Genomic DNA, 22,909 nt, shown 5'->3' with positions numbered 1-22,909 from the left:
AAATTTAAGAAAAAATAAATTTCTTTGAAAATTGTCCAGCTTCAGCGCCTAGCCCCTCGAGTCACTTCGGTCGGCCCTCCAGCGCTTGTCGGGGCTGAACAAGGCGCTTGCGCTTTTCTTACATGTAAATATCAATTATATTGTCCTCAGCATTAAGCTTTTTAAGTTCAGCAAGGTTTATGCGGTAGCCGCCGTTTCGATATCGGTTGGATATCTGGTCTGTTGCAATTTTCTGACCGTTGATAAGGACACCTTCATTTTTACCGAAATGGTAGGCGAATGTAACTGGCTTGCCATCAATGTTGAATGTGAATTCAAGCCCGTCTTTTTCCTTTGGCAGAACAGGATCAATCACGAGATCCTGTGCTTCGCGGCGGATGCCTAGCGCATTAGAAATCAACTGGTTCATATAGATTCCAGGTCCGCTTGAGTAAATTCTCCATCCGCCTTTTACTGGTGCTGAGCCATCGCGGAGCTGATCGAAATTCTCCGCTGCCTCATAACGGGTTTTGAATTTTCCGTCAGAGCTGCTAAAGTAGGCATTGCTCTGGCGCAGTTCAGCGTTTGGAACAACCTTCTGTATCCCAATTGGATTAATTTTCTGCAGTCCATGCCATACCTCATCGACCTTGCCTAGTTTCGCCATTGCTTCAACGAAACGAATGTGGGCATGAACATATTGAAGCCCGATTTCCCGTCCAAAGTTTGCTGCTTGTTCGGCCCGCTTGAAGTTCGTGCTTACTCCACCTTTATAGATTGCAGGGCGATCCATCAAGCGCACGCCATCCGGATGGTATAGGAATTCTTTGATGATTTGGTAGTGAGATTCCGCCTGTTCGGGTGTCAAAAGCTCCCCGATCATGCTCCGTGTCATTGGCAGCAGGCGATACTGAATGCCTGTTTTGGTATCTGTAGGATGGACCATCAGTTCAGGCTTATTCGCCTGCTCCATGAACACGAAGCCCGGGATTGTTTTCGTAGACAGCATATATTTATTGAAATCTTCTTTGATTCCTGTTGCCATGTGTCCAAGTTCTTCTGCGAGATTTGTATCTTCCTTTTGTAAAAGGGATGCGAGCTGGCTTACTACCTGGTAGGTTAGCGCAACTGTCCAGCTGCTTGCCATATACTGCTTCAGCTGTGCATTCGCTGGCTGAAGTGTGTCATCCCAATCTCCATCCCCGTAGGAAGACAAATACGTATCATGTAAAAAATGATCCTTAATATACTGAAGCTGCTTTTTCACATGATGCAGCAGGGTTGCTTTTTCCGCTGTAAATTCAAAACTGCGTGTTTCCGTATAGGGAAGCATTTCATTTAAAATCGTGTAATCATTTGTTGCACGCAAGTATTCAACGATGACTTTCAAAGGCCAGACGATGATGTCGCCGTGGCTATCATCCTGCTGAAAGCGGTAGTATTTGTCGAACATGAACCATTGCGGCCAGTTTCCGTCATCACGATACTGATGGGAGTAGACGGTACGGATGACGGTTTTGAGATTTTCGTATTTTTGCGTTGCAAGGAAGTACTCAGTCGGTCCTTGGCATACATCACGCGTTCCCCAAGCTGCGCCGCCGTACTGCTCTAGGCCATGCGGCACAGAGTAGTGAACGAGCATATTATGGGTGTACCACCATGCAAGTGCGTTCATTTTCTTGAGCTCTTCCGTTGCCGCTCCATTTTGTGTCAGTTTGAAGCCATTCATTGTTTCGGCAAAAAATTTGCGGTAATTTTCAATTTCTGTTTGCGCATCTGCATCCGGAAACGGAATTTCTGTCCCGTCAAGTAAGCCTTGGACAGTGATCTTCCACTCGTTTGTTTGTTCCAGCTCAACGATCGTCAAAGATGCTGCTTCGGCTTCGATCCTTTCGCCAAATGCGCTTGAATCCTTCACTTCAAATTTGCCATCGATTTTCATACGATAGCTTAGGGAAGGGAACACTTTTGAACTATCAGACCCTTCAGCCGCGGTATAAGTTAACACATTTCCGTCCTGCTTCAGGTGAAAGGGCTGTGCATATTCAATGTTGTTCATTGAAACCTGGTTTGTCACAAGATAGCGGTATCCTTTGCCGTTTGCCGATTGGACATGGAGCTGCAATTGCGGTGAATTCACAGCAGTATACGTCGTAATGATAATCATGTCATCGTGTATCTTGTAGTACCATCGACCATAATTAAAACCCATCTCAAACATCGAAGGCATGGTTAGCAGGCGGAATTCGTCTTCGATTTCAATATAAACTCTCTGACCAGAAGTCTTCATGACATTCAGCGAGTTGCGTGCATTTGTCAGCATCTTGTTGAAAGATGTGTTTCCAACAACGATATGCGAGTTGAAAATCCCGTACATATATAAAGTAGTTGTCAGGACATTTTTGATGTTATCAACATTTCCGCCTGTCATCAGGATATGCCCGTGTGGACGCTCAACAAGCAATTCTTTTTCCTTTAAAACGACATGCTCATGCTTTTCCGTGAAGAAAGAGAGCAATTCTTCGCCGAATGTTTCTTCCTGATGGCGGTTAGGGAACAGCTCATCGATTTCTTCTTTTGTCATGGATAGTGTTGCTAAAGGCTTTCCGATAGAAGGAGAGAGCTGTACTTCTGCCAATTCAGCAGTCTTATCAGCTTTAAGTGATTTTACACTTTCCCAGGCTACACCCACTTCGTCGATAAATTCCAACTCGGTTATTGCTCCTGGATGGTCCTCTTTAAAAATTGCATAGAATACGAATTGCGCATTGCCATCAAGCGTTACTTTTTCAGACTGTAAGGCCGTGTAAGCAAATTCATATTGATAGATTTCATTTGCGAGATTTTCTTTCATTAAAATTTCAGGAATGTCTGTTTCTTTATATGATAATCCGAAAAACTGGAATCCGTCAGTCGAGAATCCTGTTGCATTCTTCAGCGAACCTTGCTGGAGATACGGAAATCTACCGCCGTTCATCGGCTGGTTCTGGCGGGAGCAGACGACATAGCCTTTTTCAGAGTCATTGAAAGTATTGTGGTCAATATACTGAGACATATACGCTTCGTTCGAACGAACAGCGCCCTTGTCAGCAAGGCCCATGTCCTGAGCGTAGATAATATCGATTACTGCATTGCTTCCCTTCACTTTCACATCCCAGAACCAGACTCCATTATCAGACAGGGTAAAAGTCACCTGGTATAGAAGATTGCCTGCTTCGCCCTGATAGAAAACTTGATTATCGGAGTGGCTGATTTTACTTTCTGATTTCGAGCCAAGCAGGGGATAGAACTGGATTACATTTTCTTCATGAATTCGCAAATATAAGTTGTTCATCGAGCCATCGATCGGGTTCGATAGCCACTGGTTGATCATCGTTGATTTATGTGCGATCTCATAGACATCGCCGCTATTCAAAAACGTAAAGCTTAGATCATTTGCCTGTATGGTGAACTTTGACTGTGTCATCGGTGTCCCTTCTTTCTTTCTAGGTTTGTCATTCGTAGTACTTGTTACTAACCGTTTATAAAATGGCTCCAACCGTTGATAAATTGTGCTCAACCGTCGATATATTGCCTGCAACCGTCGATAAATTTCCTGTAACCGTCGATAAATTGTTATTTTTTCTTTTTAGCTGACTTTTTATTGTTAGTAATTGGGCTATTTAAGTTTAAATTACTCTTTTACAAGTTCAAACGCCATTTCCACCGTTTCCCTGCTGTTCGGTCCTACAAAAGCAATGAATTTTCCTGGGTCGCTCTTGAAAGTGAGATCTGGATGATGGTAGCGCAGTTGTTCTTCGTGAATTTCAAATTCAACTGTTACTTTTTCACCAGGCTCTAATGCGATTTTCTTGAAGCCTTTTAGTTCCTTCATCGGTCTAACGACTTCACCAGCCACGTCTCGTACATAAAGCTGGACAATTTCCTCTCCGGCACATTCACCGGTATTCTCGACCGTCACCGAAACTGTCACAGGTTTGGTAGTTGATAACGTGGTAGCGCTCAACTTTACCTCGCTATATTCAAAGCGTGTATAACTTAAGCCATAACCAAAAGGTAGCAATGGCTCGTTCGGAATATCTAAATACTGTGATACATATCGTTCCTGTGCGTCAGGTGCTCCCTGTGGCCGACCTGTGTTGAAATGGTTGTAGTAAACCGGCACCTGTCCAACGGAGTATGGGAAAGACATGGTCAGTTTCGCGGATGGATTTGCATCGCCGAATAGGATGTCAGCGACTGCGTTACCTCCTTCTGTTCCAGGATACCATGCTTCCAGGATGGCGTCGGCTTCGTCCCATATTCCGTGGAGATCAAGCGGACGTCCATTGAATAATACGGCAACAATTGGCTTGCCAAGTTTTTCCAGCTTAGCGACAAGTTCGAGCTGCACTTTCGGCAGAAGGATATCCGCACGGGAACCAGCTTCACCGCTCATTTCTGATGCCTCGCCTAAAGCAAGGACAATCACGTCTGCTTCTTTCGCCACTTTCACTGCTTCAGCGAATTGTTCGTCAGAACCTGTTTCAATGCTACAGCCTTTTGCAGTTACTAGAAGGGAGGAATCAAGCTTCTCCTGTAAACCATCGTATAGCTGGACGGCTTTTTCTTTTGAACCAAGGAAGGACCAAGGCCCAAGAATATCGCTGCTTTTTGCAAAAGGACCAATCAAGGCAATCTTCTTGTTTGTTTTAATAGGAAGAACTCCATCATTTTTCAATAGAACGGAAGACGAAATTGCCAGCTCTTTCGCTGCCTGGCGATGCTCGTTACTCATGACCAATTCCTTCTCTAGTTCTTCGTCCGCCCCGCGGTAAGGATTTTCAAAAAGTCCTAGTTTCTCTTTCAATGTAAGAATGCGCAAAACAGATTCGTCTATAAGCTTCTCATCCACTTTTCCGCTTTCAATCAGTTTTTTCAAATGGTCGACATAACAGGAAGTCATCATTTCAATATCAATGCCAGCCTGAATAGCTTTGTAGGCGGCTTCTGCTTCATCTTCTGCGACGCCGTGAGGAATCATCTCCTTCACTGCGCCCCAGTCAGAAATGAGGACGCCTTCGAAGCCCCATTCTTCGCGAAGAATATTGCGCATCAGTTGTGTATTTCCAGAAGCCGGGATGCCGTCGACTGTGTTAAAGGCAGTCATCACCATTTCACATCCTTCATCAAGTGCTGCCTTGTAGGCAGGCAGATAGGACTCCCTGAGTTGGCGTTCTGACATATTGACGGTATTGTAATCACGGCCTCCTTCAGCAGCACCATATGCTGCGAAGTGTTTCACGCATGCAGCAACCGACTTAGGATTGTTTTTCAAGTCTAAACCTTGGAAGCCACGGACAAACGCCTTAGCAAATTCTCCATTTAAGAACGGGTCCTCCCCAGTGGATTCCATGACGCGTCCCCAGCGAGGGTCACGGACCAAATCAACCATTGGCGAAAAGGTAACATGGACACCTGCAACCGCTGCCTCTGTTGCGGCAATTTCCGCACTCTTTTGTGCTTTATCCAAATCCCAAGAACAGCCGATTGCAAGTGGTATGGGGAAAATCGTCTTATATCCATGAATGACATCCGCCATGAATAAGAGAGGAATGCCGAGTCTGTTTTTTTTCAAATGAGCCTTCTGAATCTTAATAGATTCCGCTGCTCCTCCGGAAGCTCCAAGCACGGAGCCAGTGTTGCGCACATCTTCATCAGATATATTCATAGAGGCAAGCGGACCGGTTATTTGTCCTTCATTCTTAGATCCCTCGAAAAAGGGTGTGGCTAATTGAATTAGTTGTCCAATTTTTTCTTCAAGTGTCATTTTCGTTAATAATGATGTAAGTTTTTTGCTAGCCATAGGGGTGAACCTCCGATTATCTATTGAATTATTTCTTTGTATAGAAACGTTTCGAATAAAGTTACAACTGCATTATAAGCGCTTTCTTTTTTTGAGTCAACGGAAAATCGAAACGTTTCGCAAATTTTATTAGAATGATCTCGAACTTCAAATATTTTTTGAAAAAAAGTAGTGATTTAATAAAAATTTCTCTTGAAAACGATTTCATCATGAAATATAATAGCTCTATCGAAACGTTTCTACTGTGTTTGACCTTAACTTTCGAATAAAAAGGTGAAATGCTTGAATCGTTTCGCTAGATTCATCTGTATATTTTTTTATTTGTTTTCGAAACGTTTCACTAAGGAGGTTTTCGTAAACGTACGCATAGTTTTGTAAGTATTATTGGTAGTAGCGGGAAATTTAATTGCAAGAACGTATAAAATATTATTTGGGGGTTTTACGAATGAATAGAAAAATGCTAAATGTATTCAGCAAGAAATTTGCTGCAGCAGCGATGGTCGGTACATTGGTAGTATCTGGAGCACTAGCAGGATGTTCCTCTTCCGATACAGGTTCTGAAAAAGATGGAAAAAAAGTAGTCAACGTATGGGGCATGGGGGAAGAAGCTAAGACGCTGCCAAAAATGGCAGAGGAATTCGAAAAAGAGAATCCTGATATCGATGTAAAAGTACAGGCAATACCATGGGATCAGGCACATGACAAACTTTTAACAGCAGTTGCATCCAAGCAAGGACCAGATGTTGTTCAAATGGGTACTTCTTGGATTCCTGAATTTGCATCTGCCAATGCTTTAATGGATTTGACAGAGTATACAAATCAATATCCAGAATTAGCCGCAGATAATTTTTTCGAAGGTTCTGTTGAAACAACGAAATATGATGATAAAGTAGTAGGTGTCCCTTGGTATGTGGATACTCGCGTACTATACTACCGTACAGATTTATTGGAGGAAGTTGGTTATAAAGAAGCTCCAAAGACTTGGGACGAGCTTCGTGACGCAGCCAAAAAGCTAAATGACCGCGGCGATGACAAATATGGCATTAGCATCGATACAAATGAGCAGAGCCTATCCTTCATGCTTGCGCGGCAGAATGGATCTAAGCTAATCGAAGGAAATAAGGCTTATTTCAACGAACCAGAATTTGTCGAAGCAGTGGAATACATGAATAGCTTTTTCAAGGATGGTTCAGCTCCAGTTGACCTCGGACTTGATATTATCCAGGCGTTTAAAGGTGAGGGGATTTTGCCAATGTTCATCTCCGGCCCTTGGATGGTGAAGCTGATTAACGACCAGGCACCTGAGATAGAAGGCAAGTGGGCGACTGCGGTCCTTCCAGCTAAGGATACGAACACATCTATTTTAGGCGGATCTGACCTTTCTGTATTTCAATACACTAAAAACAAAGAAGAAGCTCTTAAATTCCTTGCTTATATGAGCAAGCCTGAAACTCAGATCAAATGGCTTGAATTGACTAATACATTGCCAGCTAACAAAGAAGCATGGAATGACAAGCAGCTTCAAGAAAACCAATATTACAAAGTGTTTGGGGATCAATTGGAAAATGCACAGCCAATGCCTGTAATTAAGCCTTTCGAGAAAATCGCCCAAGATTTCTTGACGAGATTCGAAAAGATCTATCGCGGCGGTGCTGACATTCAGGAAGAAATGGATGCATTCGATAAAGAAGCCGAGGAACTCCTCGCCAAATAATGTTAAGAACAAGTGGACTGGCAGGTATTTGCCTGCCGGTTACCTACTTTAGTCCAGTATAATCTGGAATTGGAAAGAAGGGACTAACAATGAAAAGCTTTTTGGCAAACAAGACTCCTTACTTTTTTATAGCTCCTGCCATTATCCTTCTATCATTATTTTCGATACTACCTATCTTTGTAGCGCTGTTTATCAGCTTTACGGATCTTGATTTAGTCGGGATTGCCGATTGGTCATTGGTTAGCTTTGTTGGCCTGGAAAATTATAAAGAAGTGGTAAGTGACCCGATATTCGTCACATCTATTTTGAATACCTTGTTTTATGTTGTGATTGGTGTACCGCTCGTTATTGTTCTTTCTCTTGCTATAGCCTTAATGATCAATTTTGGCAAAGCGCGTATTTTCAAGGCCTTCCGGGTTGTCTTCTACATGCCTTCGATTACAAACGTTGTAGCGGTTGCCGTTGTCTGGAGCTATCTGTACAACCCTCATCTAGGTTTATTCAACTATATATTAAACCTGTTTCACCTGCCGGATGTACCATGGCTTCAGGACCCGACCATAGCAAAAATTTCATTGATCTTGCTGGCGCTATGGAGAGCAATCGGTCTTAATATGATCATTTTCCTGGCAGCTTTGCAAGGGATTCCAAAAACTTATTATGAAGCTGCGCAGCTTGACGGTGCAAACAATTGGAAACAGCTTACAAAGATCACAATTCCGTTGCTTCGATATGCCATTTTCTTTGTATCGATTACAACAATGATAGGCTGGCTGCAGTTCTTCGAAGAACCATTTGTCATGACCAATGGAGGGCCGCTTGATAGTACGACTTCTGTTGCACTGTTCATCTACCGAAACGGCTTTCAGTTCTCAAACTTTGGCTATGCAGCAGCAGGATCTTTCCTATTATTCATTGCGATCATTATCATTACGATGATTCAATTCAAGATCCAAAATAAACAGCAGGACTATTGAGGAAAGCAGAGGTGGGAGACAAATGAAATTCAGTGCAGTTTCCAATCAGTCATTAAGCAAGAGTATAAAGCAGGAAAGAAGACAGCAATGGGTTGTGGGTATCATCCTGGCGCTTGGCGGTATTTTGGTGTCCCTTCCATTTGTGTGGATGATCCTTTCTGCCTTCAAGCCAGAAAGTGAAGTTATGGCATTAACACCGACGCTGTTCCCTGAAAAATGGACAATCGAGAATTTTAAAAACCTTTTTGTGAATATGAATTTCGGCCTCTATTTGAAAAATACAGTCGTCGTGGTTCTTTGGTCTTTTGTTGGCTTGTTCTTAAATGCGATGGCCGGTTATGCTTTTGCTAAATTTGAATTTAAAGGCAGTAAACAATTGTTTTTCATGGTTCTGGCGACAATGATGATTCCAGGACAGGTAACGATGATTCCCGTATATTTGATTTTGAACCAAATGCACTTAATAAATACAATGGCAGGGATTGTGCTTCCGGGTTTAGTGGGGGCATTCGGTATCTTCCTGTTCCGCCAGTTCATGACCACCATCCCAGACGAACTGCTCGAAGCAGCAAGACTCGATGGCGCCGGCGAATTACGAGTTTTCTGGCAGATTGTCCTGCCGATGACAAAGCCAATTCTTGCAGTACAAGGAATTTTGACGTTCATTGCAGGTTGGAACAGCTTCTTGTGGCCGCTGATCATTGCCAACGATGAAAGTCTTTACACATTATCAGTAGGGCTGCAGCTGCTAAAAGGTCAATATGGAGGGAACTTCGCTTTGCAAATGGCCGGGTCAACCTTCATGGTCGTTCCAATCGTCATCATCTTCATCCTCTTCCAGAAATATATAATAGATGGATATACCATTTCAGGAATGAAGTAAAGTGATTTTTAATCAAACGTTTGATCAAGGAAAGAACCTCAGGTGACTGGGGTTTTTTTGTGTGAAAAATCTTATCCATTCATCCCCTATGTGCTTTGTTAAAAAATAAACCATCCCAATCACATCAAATTTTATGAACAAGAGTTGTGACAGAATATTGTGCTAGTTGTAAGCGTTTTCTTATATACTTTGATTAAGGGGGAAAGGGTGCATGTTAGAGAGCAGGAGTCTCAATACTTTTTATCGATTGGTGTCATTGCAGCCAGTACATTTGACTTTATTCCTGGAAAATATCCACTTTACAAGAAGGCAGTTTCATTATGATTTAAAGAAAATCAATTATTTTTTAATGCAAAAGGGACTTCCAGCGATTGAAGTTGTGCATGACAAAATCATTATACCTAAAGAAACGATTTCATTTTGGCAAAAGCATGGGACGAGTGTCATGGAAATCGATTTGCCGGCTACTGATCCTTTAGAGCGTGTCATTATGATTCTTTTATCCACATTTATTAGACAGGAAGCTCTTTCAAGCTTTCATTATCAGGACTTCCTAGGAATTAGCAAGAATACTGTCAGTGCGGACATGAAGAAGGCGAATGAATTTTGCCAGGATTTCCGGGTCAAAATCACTTATACGAGGGAGAATGGCTATCATTTAAAGGGGGTGGAAGAGGATAAACGACATTTAATGTTGAAAGCTATTTCGCTTTTATCCATTAGTCCTAATGCCCGAGGAAAGTTCAGGTCCATTTTTCAAGAACATCAACTTCCTGATCAATTTGAAGCATATCAACGCGTGTTAAGAAATTTGGAAAAGCAATTCTCGCTAAGTTTCATTGAAGAGAGATTGTTTGATTTTATTTATTTGCTTCAAATGATTCATATTCGTCAGAGGCAGAACAAATGGGTTCGGATCTTTACAGATACGATAAGTTTCTTGGAGAATCAGGAAATCTTTAAGGTTGCTGAACGTGTTCAACAGGAATTAGGCCAATTGCCTGAAAAAGAGGAACTGGCATTTTTAGCAATCCAGCTACTTGGAATTTGCCAGGGTCAAATTTCCCCCTCCTCAGATGATGCACTGCTGAACATAACAGAGCAAATCCTAAATGGATTTGAACGGTATGCCTCTATTAAACTTGCAAACAGGGAGAAGGCTATTGAAACATTGTACCATCATTTGAAGCCAGCGTATTACCGAATGCTGTTTAAGATTCCAATTACAAATCCCCTGCTTTCGGAAATCAAAAAAGAGCATGATCATCTCTTTACTGTTGTAAAAGAAGTAATGAAGCCAATTGAGGAAGTGCTAAATCTGAAAATACCCGAAGATGAGCTTGGCTTTTTGACCTTGCATTTCGGAGGGCTACTTGAGCAGAGCAGTGAAAAAAGGCAGGTTGTGAAAAGGGCCATAATTGTTTGTCCGAATGGGATAAGTTCTAGTCTCATGCTCGAAACTCAATTGAAGTCCCTTTTCCCTCAGCTCCATTGGATTTCCTCTCTGTCAACCTATGATTTTAATAGAATGGATGCTGAAGCCTATGACCTTGTTTTTTCTACAGTATTTTTGAAAACTGAAAAGCCAATTTTTATCATGAAACCAGTCATGAATGAAACGGAAAAAACAGAGCTGGTTCAAACTGTGAAACAAATAATCGATCAGCAGTCAGTTAGATTCCCAACAACAGATGAGTTAATGAAAGTGATTCGCCAGTATGCGACTATCAAGCATCCAGAATTGTTAAGGGAGGCACTGCAAAACACCTTATATCAAAGCAATGAGACTATCACTGGGAGGAAGCAGCCTGTGTTAAACGACTTATTAACAATTGATACCATCCAATTTGAAGAAAAATACGATAACTGGAAGGAAGCAATTGCTAAAGTTGCCGAACCGCTTTTATTGAAGGGTTCAATTACCAGTAATTATATTGACTCGATGATTCAAAACATCGAAAATCTTGGGCCGTACGTAATTGTTGGTCAAGAAGTAGCCATCCCGCACTCGCGTCCTGAAAATGGTGTTAATAAGGTAGGGATGAGCCTTTTAAAATTAGCTGAGCCAACGTACTTGTTAAATGAAGAAAAAAACAGCGTAAAAATCTTCATTTGTTTAGCGGCAATCGACAATCAGACCCATCTTAAGGCTTTGGCACAGTTAACAAAACTGTTAAGTGATCCTGCAAAGCTTGGCGAACTAAAGGCTGCACAAACAAAGCAGGAAATCATTGATTTAGTTTCCGAGTATTCTGTTCGATAAATACGAGATGAGATGGAGGGTATGAAGATGAAAATTCTTGCAGTGTGCGGTTCAGGATTAGGCAGTAGTTTCATGTTGGAAATGAATATCCAGGATGTACTAGGAGAAATGGGCGTCAGTGGAATTACAGTCGAACATTCGGACTTGAGCTCCGCTACACCCGATGCGGCCGATTTATTTGTAATGGCAAGGGATATAGCAGAAGGATCATTTGGATTAAAAGATATGATTGTCCTTAATAGCATTATTGATAAAAATGAGCTTAAAGACAAGCTGCAGCAGAAGCTGTCGGAAATGGGAAAGCTGTAAGACGGAAAAACCACTTATAGGGGGGTACAGGTATATGTTAAAAGAAACATTAAGACTGTTAATGGATATTTTAAGCCAGCCTGCAGTATTAGTTGCGCTCATTTCACTTATTGGTCTTATGATTCAAAAGAAACCGGTGAGCGAAGTGGTTAAAGGCACAACGAAATCATTCTTAGGTTTTATCGTTATTTCCGCAGGTGCGGGAATCCTTGTTGGTTCCCTGGAGCCGTTTGGCAAGATGTTTGAAGAAGCTTTTAACGTTAACGGCGTAGTTCCTAATAACGAAGCAATTGTCGCAATGGCATTATCTAAATTTGGTTCGAATACAGCACTTATCATGTTTTTTGGAATGCTGGCTAACATATTGATCGCTCGCTTTACTAGCTTAAAATACATCTTCCTAACCGGTCACCATACATTGTATATGGCATGTATGATTGCCGTCATTCTGGCAGTGGCAGGAATGGAAGGGGCAATGCTTGTAATTATTGGATCCATTGCCTTAGGCTTGATCATGGCGTTCTTTCCAGCCCTTGCCCAGCCATTCATGAAGAAAATCACTGGCACTGACCAGGTAGGTTTTGGCCACTTCAGCACTTTAGGTTACATTCTATCCGGATATATCGGAAAGCTAGTTGGAAAGAAGTCAAAATCGACAGAAGAAATCAATTTCCCAAAAGGATTGGCTTTCCTTCGTGATAGTTCCGTAAGCATAGCGCTTACAATGACAATCTTATATGTGATTGTTGCTTTGTTTACTGGTCCTACTTTTATCGAGGCTGAATTGAGTGGAGGAACACATTATCTAGTATACTCTGTCATTCAGGCAGTGACTTTTGCGGCAGGTGTATTTGTTATCCTTGCTGGTGTCCGTCTTGTATTGGCTGAAATTGTTCCGGCATTTAAAGGGATTTCCAATAAGCTCGTTCCAAACGCAAAACCTGCGCTTGACTGCCCGATTGTATTCCCATACGCACCGAACGCAGTATTGATTGGATTCTTCAGCAGTTTCCTTGGCGGTATTGTTGGGATGGCATTCCTCGGTATGGTAGGCGGTATTATTATTTTGCCGGGAGTTGTGCCGCATTTCTTCACAGGAGCAACTGCAGGTGTCTTTGGAAATTCGACTGGTGGAATCAAGGGAGCAACAATTGGCTCGTTTTTTAATGGCCTATTAATTACCTTCCTGCCTGTGTTTTTGATGCCAGTTCTAGGTGACTTAGGCTTCGCAAACACGACCTTCTCTGACGCTGACTTTGGTGCTACGGGTATTCTGTTAGGAAATGTAGCGAATTCCTTTGGTTCAACAGGAGTGATCATAACGGTCCTTGTTTCTCTAATTGTAGCAGTAGCATGGAACGTCATCCGCAAAAATAAACCTGTGGATCGCACCAAAATATCTGCATAAGGAGCGGGGAAATGGATCTTTTAGAAGAACTAGAACAAATAAGAGACGAAATTAGGCTATGGACTCTAAAAGAACTAGACCATTTGGGATTTGGGCACTACGGCGGCAGCCTTTCGATTGTGGAGGCTCTTGCTGTCCTTTATGGTGATGTGATGAATGTCAGACCTGATCAAAAAGAGGACCCTGACCGCGATTTTTTCATCCTCTCGAAAGGCCATGGTGGTCCTGCACTATACGCTACTCTGGCAGTAAAAGGGTTTATCGATTATGAGTGGCTCTACACCCTGAATCAGAATGGAACAAAGCTGCCGTCACATCCGGACCGGAATCTAACTCCTGGTGTAGAAATGACAACAGGTTCCCTCGGTCAAGGGATATCGGTTGCTGCAGGAGTTGCATTGTCTCACAAACTAGCAGGCCGGGGTAGCTATACGTACACCATTGTAGGTGATGGGGAGCTAAATGAGGGACAGTGCTGGGAAGCGATCCAGTTTGCTGCACATCACAAACTTTCACACTTGTTCGTCCTTGTCGACGACAATAAAAAGCAACTGGATGGGCTGACAGTGGACATCTGTAATCCTTTTGACTTTGTTGAAAAGTTCCGCGCGTTCGGATTTGAAGCTGTTCGGGTTGATGGGTCAAATATGAGAGAGATTCGCCAGGCAATTTTAACCGGTAAAAAACAAACGGAAAAACCGGTTGCGATTATTCTCGATACCTTAAAAGGACAGGGAGTACCGTATCTGGAGGAGAAGGCGGATAATCACCATCTTCGCCCAAGCAAACAGGATCAAGCCGCAATTGAAGAGGCGATCGCCCTGCTGGAAAAACGCGCTACAAAGGAGGCGGTCAAATGATCCAACAGGAATTAATTCAGGAAAATGAACTGAAGGAAATGCGGCAAGTATACGCAGAGACCCTTTTAGAGCTGGCAACAAAGGATTCTCAAGTAATTGCCCTAGAAGCTGATTTAATGAGTGCGATTTCCACTAATAAAATGAAATCAAAAATACCTGACCAACTCATCAATGTGGGCATCATGGAAGCAAACATGATGGGCGTTGCTGCAGGACTTTCGCTAACAGGCAGGATTCCTTTTGTGCATACATTCGCCCAGTTCGCTACCAGACGGGCATTTGATCAGTTGTTTGTCTCCCTTGGCTATGCCAAATTGAATGTGAAAATCCTTGGATCTGATGCAGGGGTCACCGCAGAGCATAATGGCGGTACTCATATGGCATTCGAGGACATTGGTCTCATGCGGCTCATTCCTAATGCAACTGTTTATGAAGCAAGCGACAGTACAATGTTGAAAGCCCTCTTAAAACAGTCATATGAAGAATATGGCGTCCATTACATCCGGACGATCAGAAAGAAAGCGGTAAAACTCTATTCAGAAGGTGAAACCTTCCCGAAAGGAAAAGGCAAAGTCCTCCGAGAGGGTTCCGATGTCGCCCTTATAGCATCTGGAATAATGACAGCTGAGGCACTGAAGGCCGCGGTCGAGCTAAAGAAACAAGGCATAGAGGCAATGGTTATTGATATGTACTCTATTAAACCAATAGATTCGGAATTACTTGTCGAAGCAGCCAAACAGACAGGTAAAGTGATCACAATAGAAAACCATAATGTAATCGGCGGCCTCGGCAGTGCAGTAGCTGAAACACTGGGTGAAAATTATCCTGTCCCAATCAAGAGGATGGGTATCCGCGAACAGTTCGGCCAAGTGGGATTGACTGATTACCTTAAAGACTACTATCAATTAACCTCTGAACATATAGTGAAGGAAGTAAGAGCATTTTTATAGGAGAATTTGGGCAGATCTTATGATTATAGGATCTGCCTGTTTTTTTAAACAACAGGATGACATTGTCAGAGACGTTGACGGAATTGACTATAATCGATAGTTTGAGGGTAGCGCTTTTCTTTTATTTTGATTGGCTTTAATATTAATGTTAAGAGGGTTCTTCGAAAATGAGGAGGTTAGCAAAATGCTTGGAGCTATTGAAGCAGGGGGTACGAAGTTTGTTTGTGCGGTGGGAGATGAATCAGGGGGAATAGGGGAACGAATTCAGATTCCAACTACTATTCCAGAGGAAACAATACCTAGAGTGATAGGCTTTTTTTCTAAGCATGGGGTCGAAGCGATTGGGATTGGTTCGTTCGGGCCTATTGACGTAAACTTGGATAGTGAAACCTATGGTTCGATTACTTCGACTCCGAAGCCCGGTTGGCGTGGATATCCTTTTGTCCAGGAAATAAGAAAGGCGTTAGGGGTTCCTGTTGGCTTTAATACAGATGTGAATGCAGCGGCATTGGGTGAAGCCACATTTGGTGCAGCGAAAGGATTGGATAGTTGCTTATACATAACCGTTGGAACTGGCATTGGGGCTGGCGCAGTTGTTCAAGGAAAACTGCTTCAGGGACTTTCCCATCCGGAAATGGGGCATATCCTTGTAAGACGGCATCCGGAGGATCACTATAAAGGAAAGTGTCCTTACCACTCGGATTGCCTCGAAGGTCTTGCCGCAGGTCCTGCTATTGAGGAGCGTTGGGGAGCGAAAGGGATTGAACTGGTTAGTCGAGAAGAAGTCTGGGATTTGGAAGGATATTATATCGCCCAAGCTCTTATGCAATATATTTTGATTTTATCACCGAAAAAAATCATCCTTGGCGGGGGAGTGATGAATCAGAAGCAAGTATTCTCGTATATCCAAAAATACTTACAAGAGTTACTGAATGACTATGTTGCCTTGCCGAGGTTGTCCGATTATATCGTAAGCCCAGGTCTTGGTGATAACGCAGGAATTATAGGTTCTCTCTTACTTGCCAGAAACGCAATACAAGAATAGGAAGGAAACATTGCCCTTCGCGAAAATGTCTTTTAATATGGTAGTTATGGAATCGTTACTATGGAGGTTTATGAACATGTCAAAACAACCACTATTTTTTGAACCGGTTTTTAAGGAGCGGATTTGGGGAGGGTTGGAGCTTGAATCTTTTGGTTATGAGCTTCCTTCTAACCAGACTGGCGAGTGCTGGGCGTTTGCTGCTCACAGCAATGGCCAGAGTATTGTGAAGAACGGGGAGCATAAGGGGGTAACATTAGGCGAGTTGTGGGAAAATCAGCGTCAGTTGTTCGGAAATATTGAGGGGGACCGTTTTCCGTTGTTGACGAAAATTCTTGATGCTGCTCAAGATTTATCGGTTCAGGTGCATCCGGATGATGAGTATGGTCTTAAGCATGAAGGGGACTTGGGTAAGACGGAATGCTGGTATATCATCGATTGCGTGGAAGGTGCGGAAATCATTTACGGCCATACCGCAAAATCAAGGGAAGAGCTTGCGGCGATGATTCATGACGGCAAATGGGAAGAACTCCTGACAAGGGTGCCTGTAAAGCCAGGAGACTTTTACTTTGTTCCAAGTGGGACAATTCATGCAATCGGAGCAGGAATTGTCATTCTGGAAACCCAGCAAAATTCGGATACAACTTACAGGGTTTATGATTATGACCGCAAGGATAAGGAAGGCAATCTGCGCGAGCTGCATATCGAGCAATCGATTGCGGTAACGACTGTTCCTGCGGCAAAGCCGGAAATCAAGCCCGTTGTCAACACATCAGGCGATATGAAAATCACTACCTTTGTGAAAAGTGACTATTTCACTGTTCATAAATGGGAATTAGCAGGCTTAGCTAAATGGAATCAGGACCTTTCCTTCCAACTGGTCAGTGTCATTGAGGGTACAGGATCACTCATTTTTAGCGGCGAGAAGTATCAGTTCAAGAAGGGGGACCATTTCATGCTCCCATCTGGGATGGGAGAATTTGAACTGGATGGAGTAGCGAAAATGATTGTTTCGCACTTGTAAAATGTCAGCAGCGAATGTCTAGTAAAAATAGATATTTGCTGCTTTTTTCTTAAAAGTAACCCAGAAAGCGAGGCGAAGAAAATGGTTTGGAAAATTACGCAATCAACCACGAAAAAAGTGGACAGGTTCATGGTTACCGTTGATCGGGTTATTCTCCCAAATGAGGAAGAGAAGACCTTTTCGTATTTGGAGTTTGCAAAAGGAGTCTGCATCCTTCCGGTAACGGAAAACAATGAGGTCGTTTGTCTTAAGCAATATCGCCATGCGATGAAAGGCTGGCAATGGGAACTGCCAGCAGGAATGATAGAACCTGAGGGAAGCTCTCCGCTTGAGATCGCCAAAAAAGAGCTGGAGGAAGAAACAGGCTTCGTTGCTGAGCATTGGCTTGATCTCGGCAGCTTTTATCCTTCTCCAGGATCAACAACAGAGGAAATCTTCCTGTTTGCCGCCGCTGGCTTGACGAAGACAGAACAAAAGCTTGAAAACAGCGAGCAAATTGAACTGCATACGATGTCGATGGAAGAGTTAAAGAATCTGGTGGCCGAAGGGACCTTTAAGCATGGCGCCGGACTGGCGGCTATTCTTAGATATCACTTCAAGACGGATAATTAGGGTGATATCCAGTTAACAAATTTATATCTTTATTGTCTCATTGTATTTAATTCTGTATATACTTGCTCCCAAATCGCTCCTGCTGTGTCGTCTTGTATATACGGTGTAAATCCTAACTTCAAGTAAGCGTTAATGGCTTTAAGGTTGGTTGTCTGGGTTTTCAGATAGGCTTTTTGGTGTGTGCTGGCCAATTGATGGAGCAAGAAGGCGAGCAATGGTTTTGCTAGTTTTTTCCCCTGGTATTCCGGCACAATTCCCACCCAGTGGATCCGCCCCATTTCCTCGCCGTTCAGCTCCCCATACCAGGCGCTTGCGGTACCTATCGCTTGTCCAGCTTCATTTTCGAGAAAAAACATCCTTTTTCTGACTTCGGCTGGATAAGGAGCGAATTCTTGCTTGAAGCGATCCAGCCCTGCATTCACCGAATCAAACTCTCCGGCATTTGTTAAAATGGCAGCCCAATCTTTTTCATCATTTTCAAAACTTCTAATATGATAAGCTTCTGGAACAGGATAGGTGGGAATATTGGATAGGGAGTGTACCATGATGAGCGGCAGTCTTTGCATAGGAAATCCTCCAAAAAAAGTTTTCTAATATCTCAAGGTCCTGAGCTTTACCCTGTGTAACACTGACCTTTGATCTATTTGGATACTATCAACACAATTTCATTTGATTTTTAGTAGATATCTCTTGCTTTCACATGTCATTCCTTTCTCGTACATTCCTATTTTTAAAGTTAAAAGTACATGAAAAAAAGGAGCTCCTTGGTATGGCGCAGGGTGTCAAATCCAAAGAAATGACCCCTAATTTAGTAACCAAGGAAGACTCCAAAAATGATTTTAATCAAAATCAGAAAAAAAGTCTTAGTCGAACAATTTTATATCATAAGCGTCTAATACATATTTTGGTACGAAAAATCGGGCGGTTACAAGCGGATCGACAATTTGCGATATTTGGGTCTGTCCAACTGCACTCATCAGCATTGTTAGTTGGCTCAATGGCAAATCGGTTTTGGGGAGGAGCAGGTCGATCATTTCTTCGACAGAAGTTTTGGCAGCCTCGTCTAACGTTGCTGCCGATACAATAGTTGCGACTCCTTCTTCTGATATCAGCACTGGATGCTTTAAAGACTGTCCCTTGATCACTGTCAGAGTCACTGTTACCTCACCCGCGATTTCAATTCCAGAGACACCGACTTCGCCATCTCCCATCGCTGCATGCAGGTCGCCTAATGCGAATAACGCTCCTTCGGCAAAAACAGGGAAGTAGAGAGTAGCGCCTTCGGTAATAAGCTTTGTATCCATATTTCCTCCATGCTCACCTGGAGTTCCACAGGAGACGGGTTCTCCAGCTGGAGCAACGCCAATTACTCCAATCATTGGATTTAGAGGAATTTGGAGTCTTTCGTTAAAAATAGCTTTTCCGTCTCGAATGGGAATCATCTTTGCTTCGAATTTCTCGAGGCGGTGTCCCATAACTCCTAAATCGGGCCCAGTTGCCATGACTCCTTCATTCTTCAGTTCCATTTTCTCAATTTTAACCGAAAGAATATCCCCTGGCTGAGCAGTCTCTACATAGATTGGCCCTGTAGCTGGATTGATTTTATCCCAATTAATCGAGTTGATCTCTGTATCATTCGAACGAATCTGATTTTGAAAGCAATCATAGGTTTCGATTTTAATTGTAGAACCAGAAGCGACTGATTTCACGGGTTTATTTTCCTTGCTAAAAGCGTAAATAGCATCCTTGCATGCAAGTGCCTCTCCCATTTGTGATCCTCCTAAAGTTTTTGGTTTTATTATACGTCAGTTTGATAAAGTGTCAAATTATTTAGAATTGAAAAAGAAAACTAGAATTATAATTGACTATTTGAAAAATAAACAATAAACTGTTAACAATGTACAGTTAACAGTTTTTCCAAGGGAGGGATGCAACCAACATGACGATTATTGTAAACACCCTGCAGCAAGAAGCGATTCATACTATAAGAAAACTGATTATTGATGGCGACTTAAAGTTGGGTGAGAGAGTGAATGAGGTAGAAGTTGCTAATTTGTTGAATGTAAGCAGAGGGCCAATTCGAGAGAGCTTAAGGATTTTAAGCCAGGAAGGATTGGTAACGTATGTCCCCAGAAAAGGGATGTTTGTCACTCCATTAGAAAAAAGTGATATCCAAGAGATCTATGATATCCGCTTTTACCTCGAGAAGAATGCGGTCGAATTAGGCTTTCATAATGTTTCTTCTAAAATGGTAAAAAAATTAGAGGAAATAATCTCAAGAATGGAGGAAGCTTCAAAGAACAATCGAAAGGATTTGCTGGTTGAACTAGACTATGAATTCCACAAGCAAATCATTGCATTATCTGGCTATAAAAGATTAAAAGATAGCTGGGACTCGTATACTGCGTTAATTGATCTGATTTTTGCGGAAGTATTTCGTCTCAGCAGTGAGAAGGTAGAGGATATTCCTCATACTCACCGAATGTTAGCAGATGCTCTTAAGTTGGGAAAAAAGGATCACTTTATTGCTGAACTGAAGGACCATTATGCAAAGGGGAAGGAGAAGCTGCTATCAGCCTGGGATAGCAGAATCGATTAAATTACATTTAGGGAGGTCTACACGATGACACAAGTTAAGGCAAGTACGGGAGTAGGAGCCGCAACGGCTGCTGCTGCCAATTATAATCAAGAACTCCGAAGGGTTCTTACCTTTAAGGATCTATTAATTTATGGAATGGTTTTTATGGTTCCAATCGCCCCAATGGGGGTGTATGGAATTGTTTCGCAGCAAAGCTTTGGAATGGTCCCTCTCGTTTATCTGGTTGGAATCATCGCCATGGTCTTTACGGCTTTTAGCTACAGCAGGATGAGTCGAGAGTTTCCAATTGCAGGATCTGTTTATTCCTATGTACAGCGAGGTCTCAATCCGCATATTGGATTTTTGGCAGGCTGGATGATCCTTGTGGATTACATCTTGGCACCTTCGTTGTTATATGCATTTTCTGGATTATGGCTGAATAGTCTTGTCCCGTCGGTGCCTGCTTTTGTCTGGGTATTATTATTTATTATCCTCAACACCATTATCAACGGACGTGGCGTTCAGCTGGCTGCTAAAACGAACTTCATTTTACTGGGAATTGAGGTTCTGGCGTTATTCATATTCATCGGGTTCGCTGTCAAATTTGTCTTCATGGATGGATTGGGCGCAGGTGGATTCTCGATGGCTCCTCTTTTCCAGGCTGAACATGTCAACTTGGGTTTTATCGCTACGGCAACCTCGATTGCTGTGTTAAGCTTCCTAGGATTCGATGGAATCAGTACATTGTCAGAAGAGACGCAAGATCCTCAGAAAACAGTTGGGCGTGCAACAATTGCTGCACTTGTGATCCTTGGTTTGATCTTTATGGCACAAACTTATTTGGCTGCATTGGTTCACCCACAGTACACCAATCTTGATCCGGACATGGGCTTTTTCGATATTGCAAAAGAAGCAGGCGGTAGTTTCCTTTACTATACTTTAATCATTGTGAATGTACTTGCTGTTGGTGTTGCCAATGCACTTGCGGCTCAATCGGCTATTTCAAGAATCTTGTACTCGATGAGCCGGGACAAACTTTTACCAGGATCAAGCTTTTTAGGAAAGATTCACCCTAATTACAAAACACCATTTAATGCGACCGTTTTTGTAGGAGCTTTGTCTGTAATAGCTGCAAATGTGCTATCGATTGAAACGATTATCAAGTTTGTCAATTTCGGTGCTTTAACATCGTTTATGTTGTTGAACTTGACCGTGTTCGTGTACTTCTATCTTAAAAAGAAAGAACGCGGTACGAGAGGATTTTTTCAGTATGTAGTGTTTCCACTAATCGGATTTGGTGTGATCGCTTATGTTTGGTCTGGTTTTGACAAAATGACCTTCATTGTCGGCTTTAGCTGGCTGGCAATTGGAGTCGTAATCGGTGCGATTAAATCTAAGGGATACAAAGAAGTACCTGCTGCTTTGAAGGACCTATAATGCCTGCGAATATTTCTATAGGGAAGGATTCAATCATTTGAATGGGAGGAAAAAATGATGACCAGTGCACAAACAAAAATTGTACCCATTAGCGGAGGCTTCCATGTATGGACAAGAAGAGTAGGGGAAAGCCCAATCAAGGTTTTGCTGCTACATGGGGGACCGGGAAGTACTCATGAATACCTGTCTTGTTTTGAAAATGAATTGCCGCCCGAAGGAATAGAAATATATTTTTATGACCAGCTAGGATCGTATCATTCAGATCAGCCGAATGATCCTTCGCTTTGGAATGTAGAACGATTTAGAGAAGAAGTAGAAGAGGTTCGTAAATACTTGGGCTTGGATCAGTTTTATCTGTTCGGTTCTTCCTGGGGCGGATTGCTCGGTATGGAATACGCATTGAAATACCAAGAGAATCTAAAGGGATTGATCATATCCAATATGACAGCCAGTATTGCATCCTATGTGGAGCATATCAACCACCTGCGTGACCAGCTTCCTGCCGACATCGTCACGACGATGAAAGCATATGAAGCAGCAGAAGACTATGAAAATCCTGAATACCAGGAGCTGATTCAGATCCATTTGAATGAAAAACATATATGCCGCCTTGTTCCATGGCCAGAGTCCGTGGTCAGAGGATTTTCGCGAATGAATCCTCAAGTGTATAACACGATGCAAGGACCTAATGAATTTTTGGTTAACGGAACGTTCAAGGATTGGGATCGCTGGGACGATATCCATGAAATCAAAGTGCCGACACTGATTCTGGGCGGAAAATATGACTCGATGGATCCGGAAGACAAAAAAGAAATGGGCAGACGTATCCCCAACTCACGCGTAGGCATTTGCGAAAATGGCAGCCATCTATCGATGTGGGATGATTCCGAAACCTACTTTGCTTTCATTAAAAACTTCATTAAGGATGTGGAAGCTGGGAAGCAAATTGGACCAGCAAATCATTCAGCAAAAGCATAAAAACAGCGACGAGGGCAACAGCTCTCGTCCCTTTTTTATTTAATGGCGGA

General features: G+C 42.6%; 18 protein-coding genes. 14 read left to right on the top strand and 4 right to left on the bottom strand.

Annotation, left to right across the window (positions count from 1 at the left end; genetic code table 11):
• Positions 1 to 118: 118 nt before the first annotated feature.
• Both J2S25_RS02230 and J2S25_RS02225 read right to left on the bottom strand, forming a co-directional pair.
• Positions 119 to 3,445, bottom strand: a complete 3,327-nt coding sequence (locus J2S25_RS02230) for a GH36-type glycosyl hydrolase domain-containing protein (protein ID WP_307191126.1) — start codon at positions 3,443 to 3,445, stop codon at positions 119 to 121.
• A gap of 207 nt (positions 3,446 to 3,652) precedes the next feature.
• Entirely contained in the window at positions 3,653 to 5,824 is a 2,172-nt protein-coding gene (locus J2S25_RS02225) for a glycoside hydrolase family 3 N-terminal domain-containing protein (RefSeq protein WP_307191125.1), read from the bottom strand.
• 445 nt (positions 5,825 to 6,269) lie between these two features.
• Between J2S25_RS02225 and J2S25_RS02220 the strand changes: the two genes are divergently transcribed.
• From J2S25_RS02220 to J2S25_RS02170, 11 genes are all read left to right on the top strand, one after another.
• A complete protein-coding gene (locus J2S25_RS02220) occupies positions 6,270 to 7,538 on the top strand; it encodes a sugar ABC transporter substrate-binding protein (protein WP_241768495.1) in 1,269 nt (422 codons plus the stop codon).
• A gap of 89 nt (positions 7,539 to 7,627) precedes the next feature.
• Positions 7,628 to 8,515, top strand: coding sequence for a carbohydrate ABC transporter permease (locus J2S25_RS02215; RefSeq protein ID WP_307191124.1), 888 nt, complete (start codon positions 7,628 to 7,630; stop codon positions 8,513 to 8,515).
• A gap of 22 nt (positions 8,516 to 8,537) precedes the next feature.
• Positions 8,538 to 9,398 (top strand): carbohydrate ABC transporter permease, encoded by an 861-nt coding sequence (locus tag J2S25_RS02210; protein ID WP_307191123.1) that lies wholly within the window; start codon positions 8,538 to 8,540, stop codon positions 9,396 to 9,398.
• Positions 9,399 to 9,609: 211 nt separating this feature from the next.
• Positions 9,610 to 11,661 (top strand): BglG family transcription antiterminator, encoded by a 2,052-nt coding sequence (locus tag J2S25_RS02205; protein ID WP_307191122.1) that lies wholly within the window; start codon positions 9,610 to 9,612, stop codon positions 11,659 to 11,661.
• Between the two features lie 27 nt (positions 11,662 to 11,688).
• The gene (locus J2S25_RS02200) at positions 11,689 to 11,970 is read left to right on the top strand and encodes a PTS sugar transporter subunit IIB (RefSeq protein ID WP_307191121.1); all 282 of its coding nucleotides are present in this window, start codon (positions 11,689 to 11,691) and stop codon (positions 11,968 to 11,970) included.
• A 34-nt stretch (positions 11,971 to 12,004) separates the two neighbouring features.
• Entirely contained in the window at positions 12,005 to 13,378 is a 1,374-nt protein-coding gene (gene ulaA, locus J2S25_RS02195) for a PTS ascorbate transporter subunit IIC (RefSeq protein ID WP_307191120.1), read from the top strand.
• An 11-nt stretch (positions 13,379 to 13,389) separates the two neighbouring features.
• Complete coding sequence (locus tag J2S25_RS02190) at positions 13,390 to 14,238, top strand: transketolase (protein WP_307191119.1); 849 nt, start codon at positions 13,390 to 13,392, stop codon at positions 14,236 to 14,238.
• Entirely contained in the window at positions 14,235 to 15,188 is a 954-nt protein-coding gene (locus J2S25_RS02185; protein ID WP_307191118.1) for a transketolase family protein, read from the top strand. The genes J2S25_RS02190 and J2S25_RS02185 overlap by 4 nt, the downstream gene beginning before the upstream one ends.
• A 184-nt stretch (positions 15,189 to 15,372) precedes the next feature.
• Positions 15,373 to 16,233, top strand: a complete 861-nt coding sequence (locus J2S25_RS02180; RefSeq protein ID WP_307191117.1) for an ROK family protein — start codon at positions 15,373 to 15,375, stop codon at positions 16,231 to 16,233.
• A gap of 76 nt (positions 16,234 to 16,309) precedes the next feature.
• Positions 16,310 to 17,254 (top strand): mannose-6-phosphate isomerase, class I, encoded by a 945-nt coding sequence (gene manA / locus J2S25_RS02175; RefSeq protein WP_307191116.1) that lies wholly within the window; start codon positions 16,310 to 16,312, stop codon positions 17,252 to 17,254.
• An 81-nt stretch (positions 17,255 to 17,335) separates the two neighbouring features.
• A complete protein-coding gene (locus tag J2S25_RS02170; protein ID WP_307191115.1) occupies positions 17,336 to 17,866 on the top strand; it encodes an NUDIX hydrolase in 531 nt (176 codons plus the stop codon).
• Positions 17,867 to 17,895: 29 nt separating this feature from the next.
• Here J2S25_RS02170 and J2S25_RS02165 read toward each other — a convergent pair whose 3' ends face one another.
• Together J2S25_RS02165 and J2S25_RS02160 are read right to left on the bottom strand one after the other, a co-directional pair.
• Positions 17,896 to 18,432, bottom strand: coding sequence for a GNAT family N-acetyltransferase (locus tag J2S25_RS02165; protein WP_307191114.1), 537 nt, complete (start codon positions 18,430 to 18,432; stop codon positions 17,896 to 17,898).
• A 297-nt stretch (positions 18,433 to 18,729) separates the two neighbouring features.
• Complete coding sequence (locus J2S25_RS02160; protein ID WP_307191113.1) at positions 18,730 to 19,635, bottom strand: acetamidase/formamidase family protein; 906 nt, start codon at positions 19,633 to 19,635, stop codon at positions 18,730 to 18,732.
• Positions 19,636 to 19,805: 170 nt separating this feature from the next.
• Between J2S25_RS02160 and J2S25_RS02155 the strand changes: the two genes are divergently transcribed.
• Genes J2S25_RS02155 through J2S25_RS02145 form a run of 3 tightly spaced genes read left to right on the top strand, consistent with a single transcriptional unit; the run spans position 19,806 to position 22,859 of the window.
• The gene (locus J2S25_RS02155; RefSeq protein WP_307191112.1) at positions 19,806 to 20,465 is read left to right on the top strand and encodes a GntR family transcriptional regulator; all 660 of its coding nucleotides are present in this window, start codon (positions 19,806 to 19,808) and stop codon (positions 20,463 to 20,465) included.
• Between the two features lie 24 nt (positions 20,466 to 20,489).
• Positions 20,490 to 21,881, top strand: a complete 1,392-nt coding sequence (locus J2S25_RS02150; RefSeq protein ID WP_307191111.1) for an APC family permease — start codon at positions 20,490 to 20,492, stop codon at positions 21,879 to 21,881.
• A 54-nt stretch (positions 21,882 to 21,935) separates the two neighbouring features.
• Positions 21,936 to 22,859: a proline iminopeptidase-family hydrolase gene (locus J2S25_RS02145; RefSeq protein WP_307191110.1), complete on the top strand. Its 924-nt coding sequence runs from the start codon at positions 21,936 to 21,938 to the stop codon at positions 22,857 to 22,859.
• Positions 22,860 to 22,909 lie beyond the last annotated feature (50 nt).

Source organism: Mesobacillus stamsii (assembly GCF_030814065.1).
GTDB lineage: Bacteria > Bacillota > Bacilli > Bacillales > Cytobacillaceae > Mesobacillus > Mesobacillus stamsii.
This window is presented reverse-complemented; position numbering and strand designations above follow the sequence as displayed.

Coding starts and splice junctions, on each gene's coding strand:
- J2S25_RS02230 (WP_307191126.1), bottom strand. CDS start 3,445: ATGACACAGTCAAAGTTCACCATACAGGCAAATGATCTAAGCTTTACG.
- J2S25_RS02225 (WP_307191125.1), bottom strand. CDS start 5,824: ATGGCTAGCAAAAAACTTACATCATTATTAACGAAAATGACACTTGAA.
- J2S25_RS02220 (WP_241768495.1), top strand. CDS start 6,270: ATGAATAGAAAAATGCTAAATGTATTCAGCAAGAAATTTGCTGCAGCA.
- J2S25_RS02215 (WP_307191124.1), top strand. CDS start 7,628: ATGAAAAGCTTTTTGGCAAACAAGACTCCTTACTTTTTTATAGCTCCT.
- J2S25_RS02210 (WP_307191123.1), top strand. CDS start 8,538: ATGAAATTCAGTGCAGTTTCCAATCAGTCATTAAGCAAGAGTATAAAG.
- J2S25_RS02205 (WP_307191122.1), top strand. CDS start 9,610: ATGTTAGAGAGCAGGAGTCTCAATACTTTTTATCGATTGGTGTCATTG.
- J2S25_RS02200 (WP_307191121.1), top strand. CDS start 11,689: ATGAAAATTCTTGCAGTGTGCGGTTCAGGATTAGGCAGTAGTTTCATG.
- ulaA (WP_307191120.1), top strand. CDS start 12,005: ATGTTAAAAGAAACATTAAGACTGTTAATGGATATTTTAAGCCAGCCT.
- J2S25_RS02190 (WP_307191119.1), top strand. CDS start 13,390: ATGGATCTTTTAGAAGAACTAGAACAAATAAGAGACGAAATTAGGCTA.
- J2S25_RS02185 (WP_307191118.1), top strand. CDS start 14,235: ATGATCCAACAGGAATTAATTCAGGAAAATGAACTGAAGGAAATGCGG.
- J2S25_RS02180 (WP_307191117.1), top strand. CDS start 15,373: ATGCTTGGAGCTATTGAAGCAGGGGGTACGAAGTTTGTTTGTGCGGTG.
- manA (WP_307191116.1), top strand. CDS start 16,310: ATGTCAAAACAACCACTATTTTTTGAACCGGTTTTTAAGGAGCGGATT.
- J2S25_RS02170 (WP_307191115.1), top strand. CDS start 17,336: ATGGTTTGGAAAATTACGCAATCAACCACGAAAAAAGTGGACAGGTTC.
- J2S25_RS02165 (WP_307191114.1), bottom strand. CDS start 18,432: ATGCAAAGACTGCCGCTCATCATGGTACACTCCCTATCCAATATTCCC.
- J2S25_RS02160 (WP_307191113.1), bottom strand. CDS start 19,635: ATGGGAGAGGCACTTGCATGCAAGGATGCTATTTACGCTTTTAGCAAG.
- J2S25_RS02155 (WP_307191112.1), top strand. CDS start 19,806: ATGACGATTATTGTAAACACCCTGCAGCAAGAAGCGATTCATACTATA.
- J2S25_RS02150 (WP_307191111.1), top strand. CDS start 20,490: ATGACACAAGTTAAGGCAAGTACGGGAGTAGGAGCCGCAACGGCTGCT.
- J2S25_RS02145 (WP_307191110.1), top strand. CDS start 21,936: ATGATGACCAGTGCACAAACAAAAATTGTACCCATTAGCGGAGGCTTC.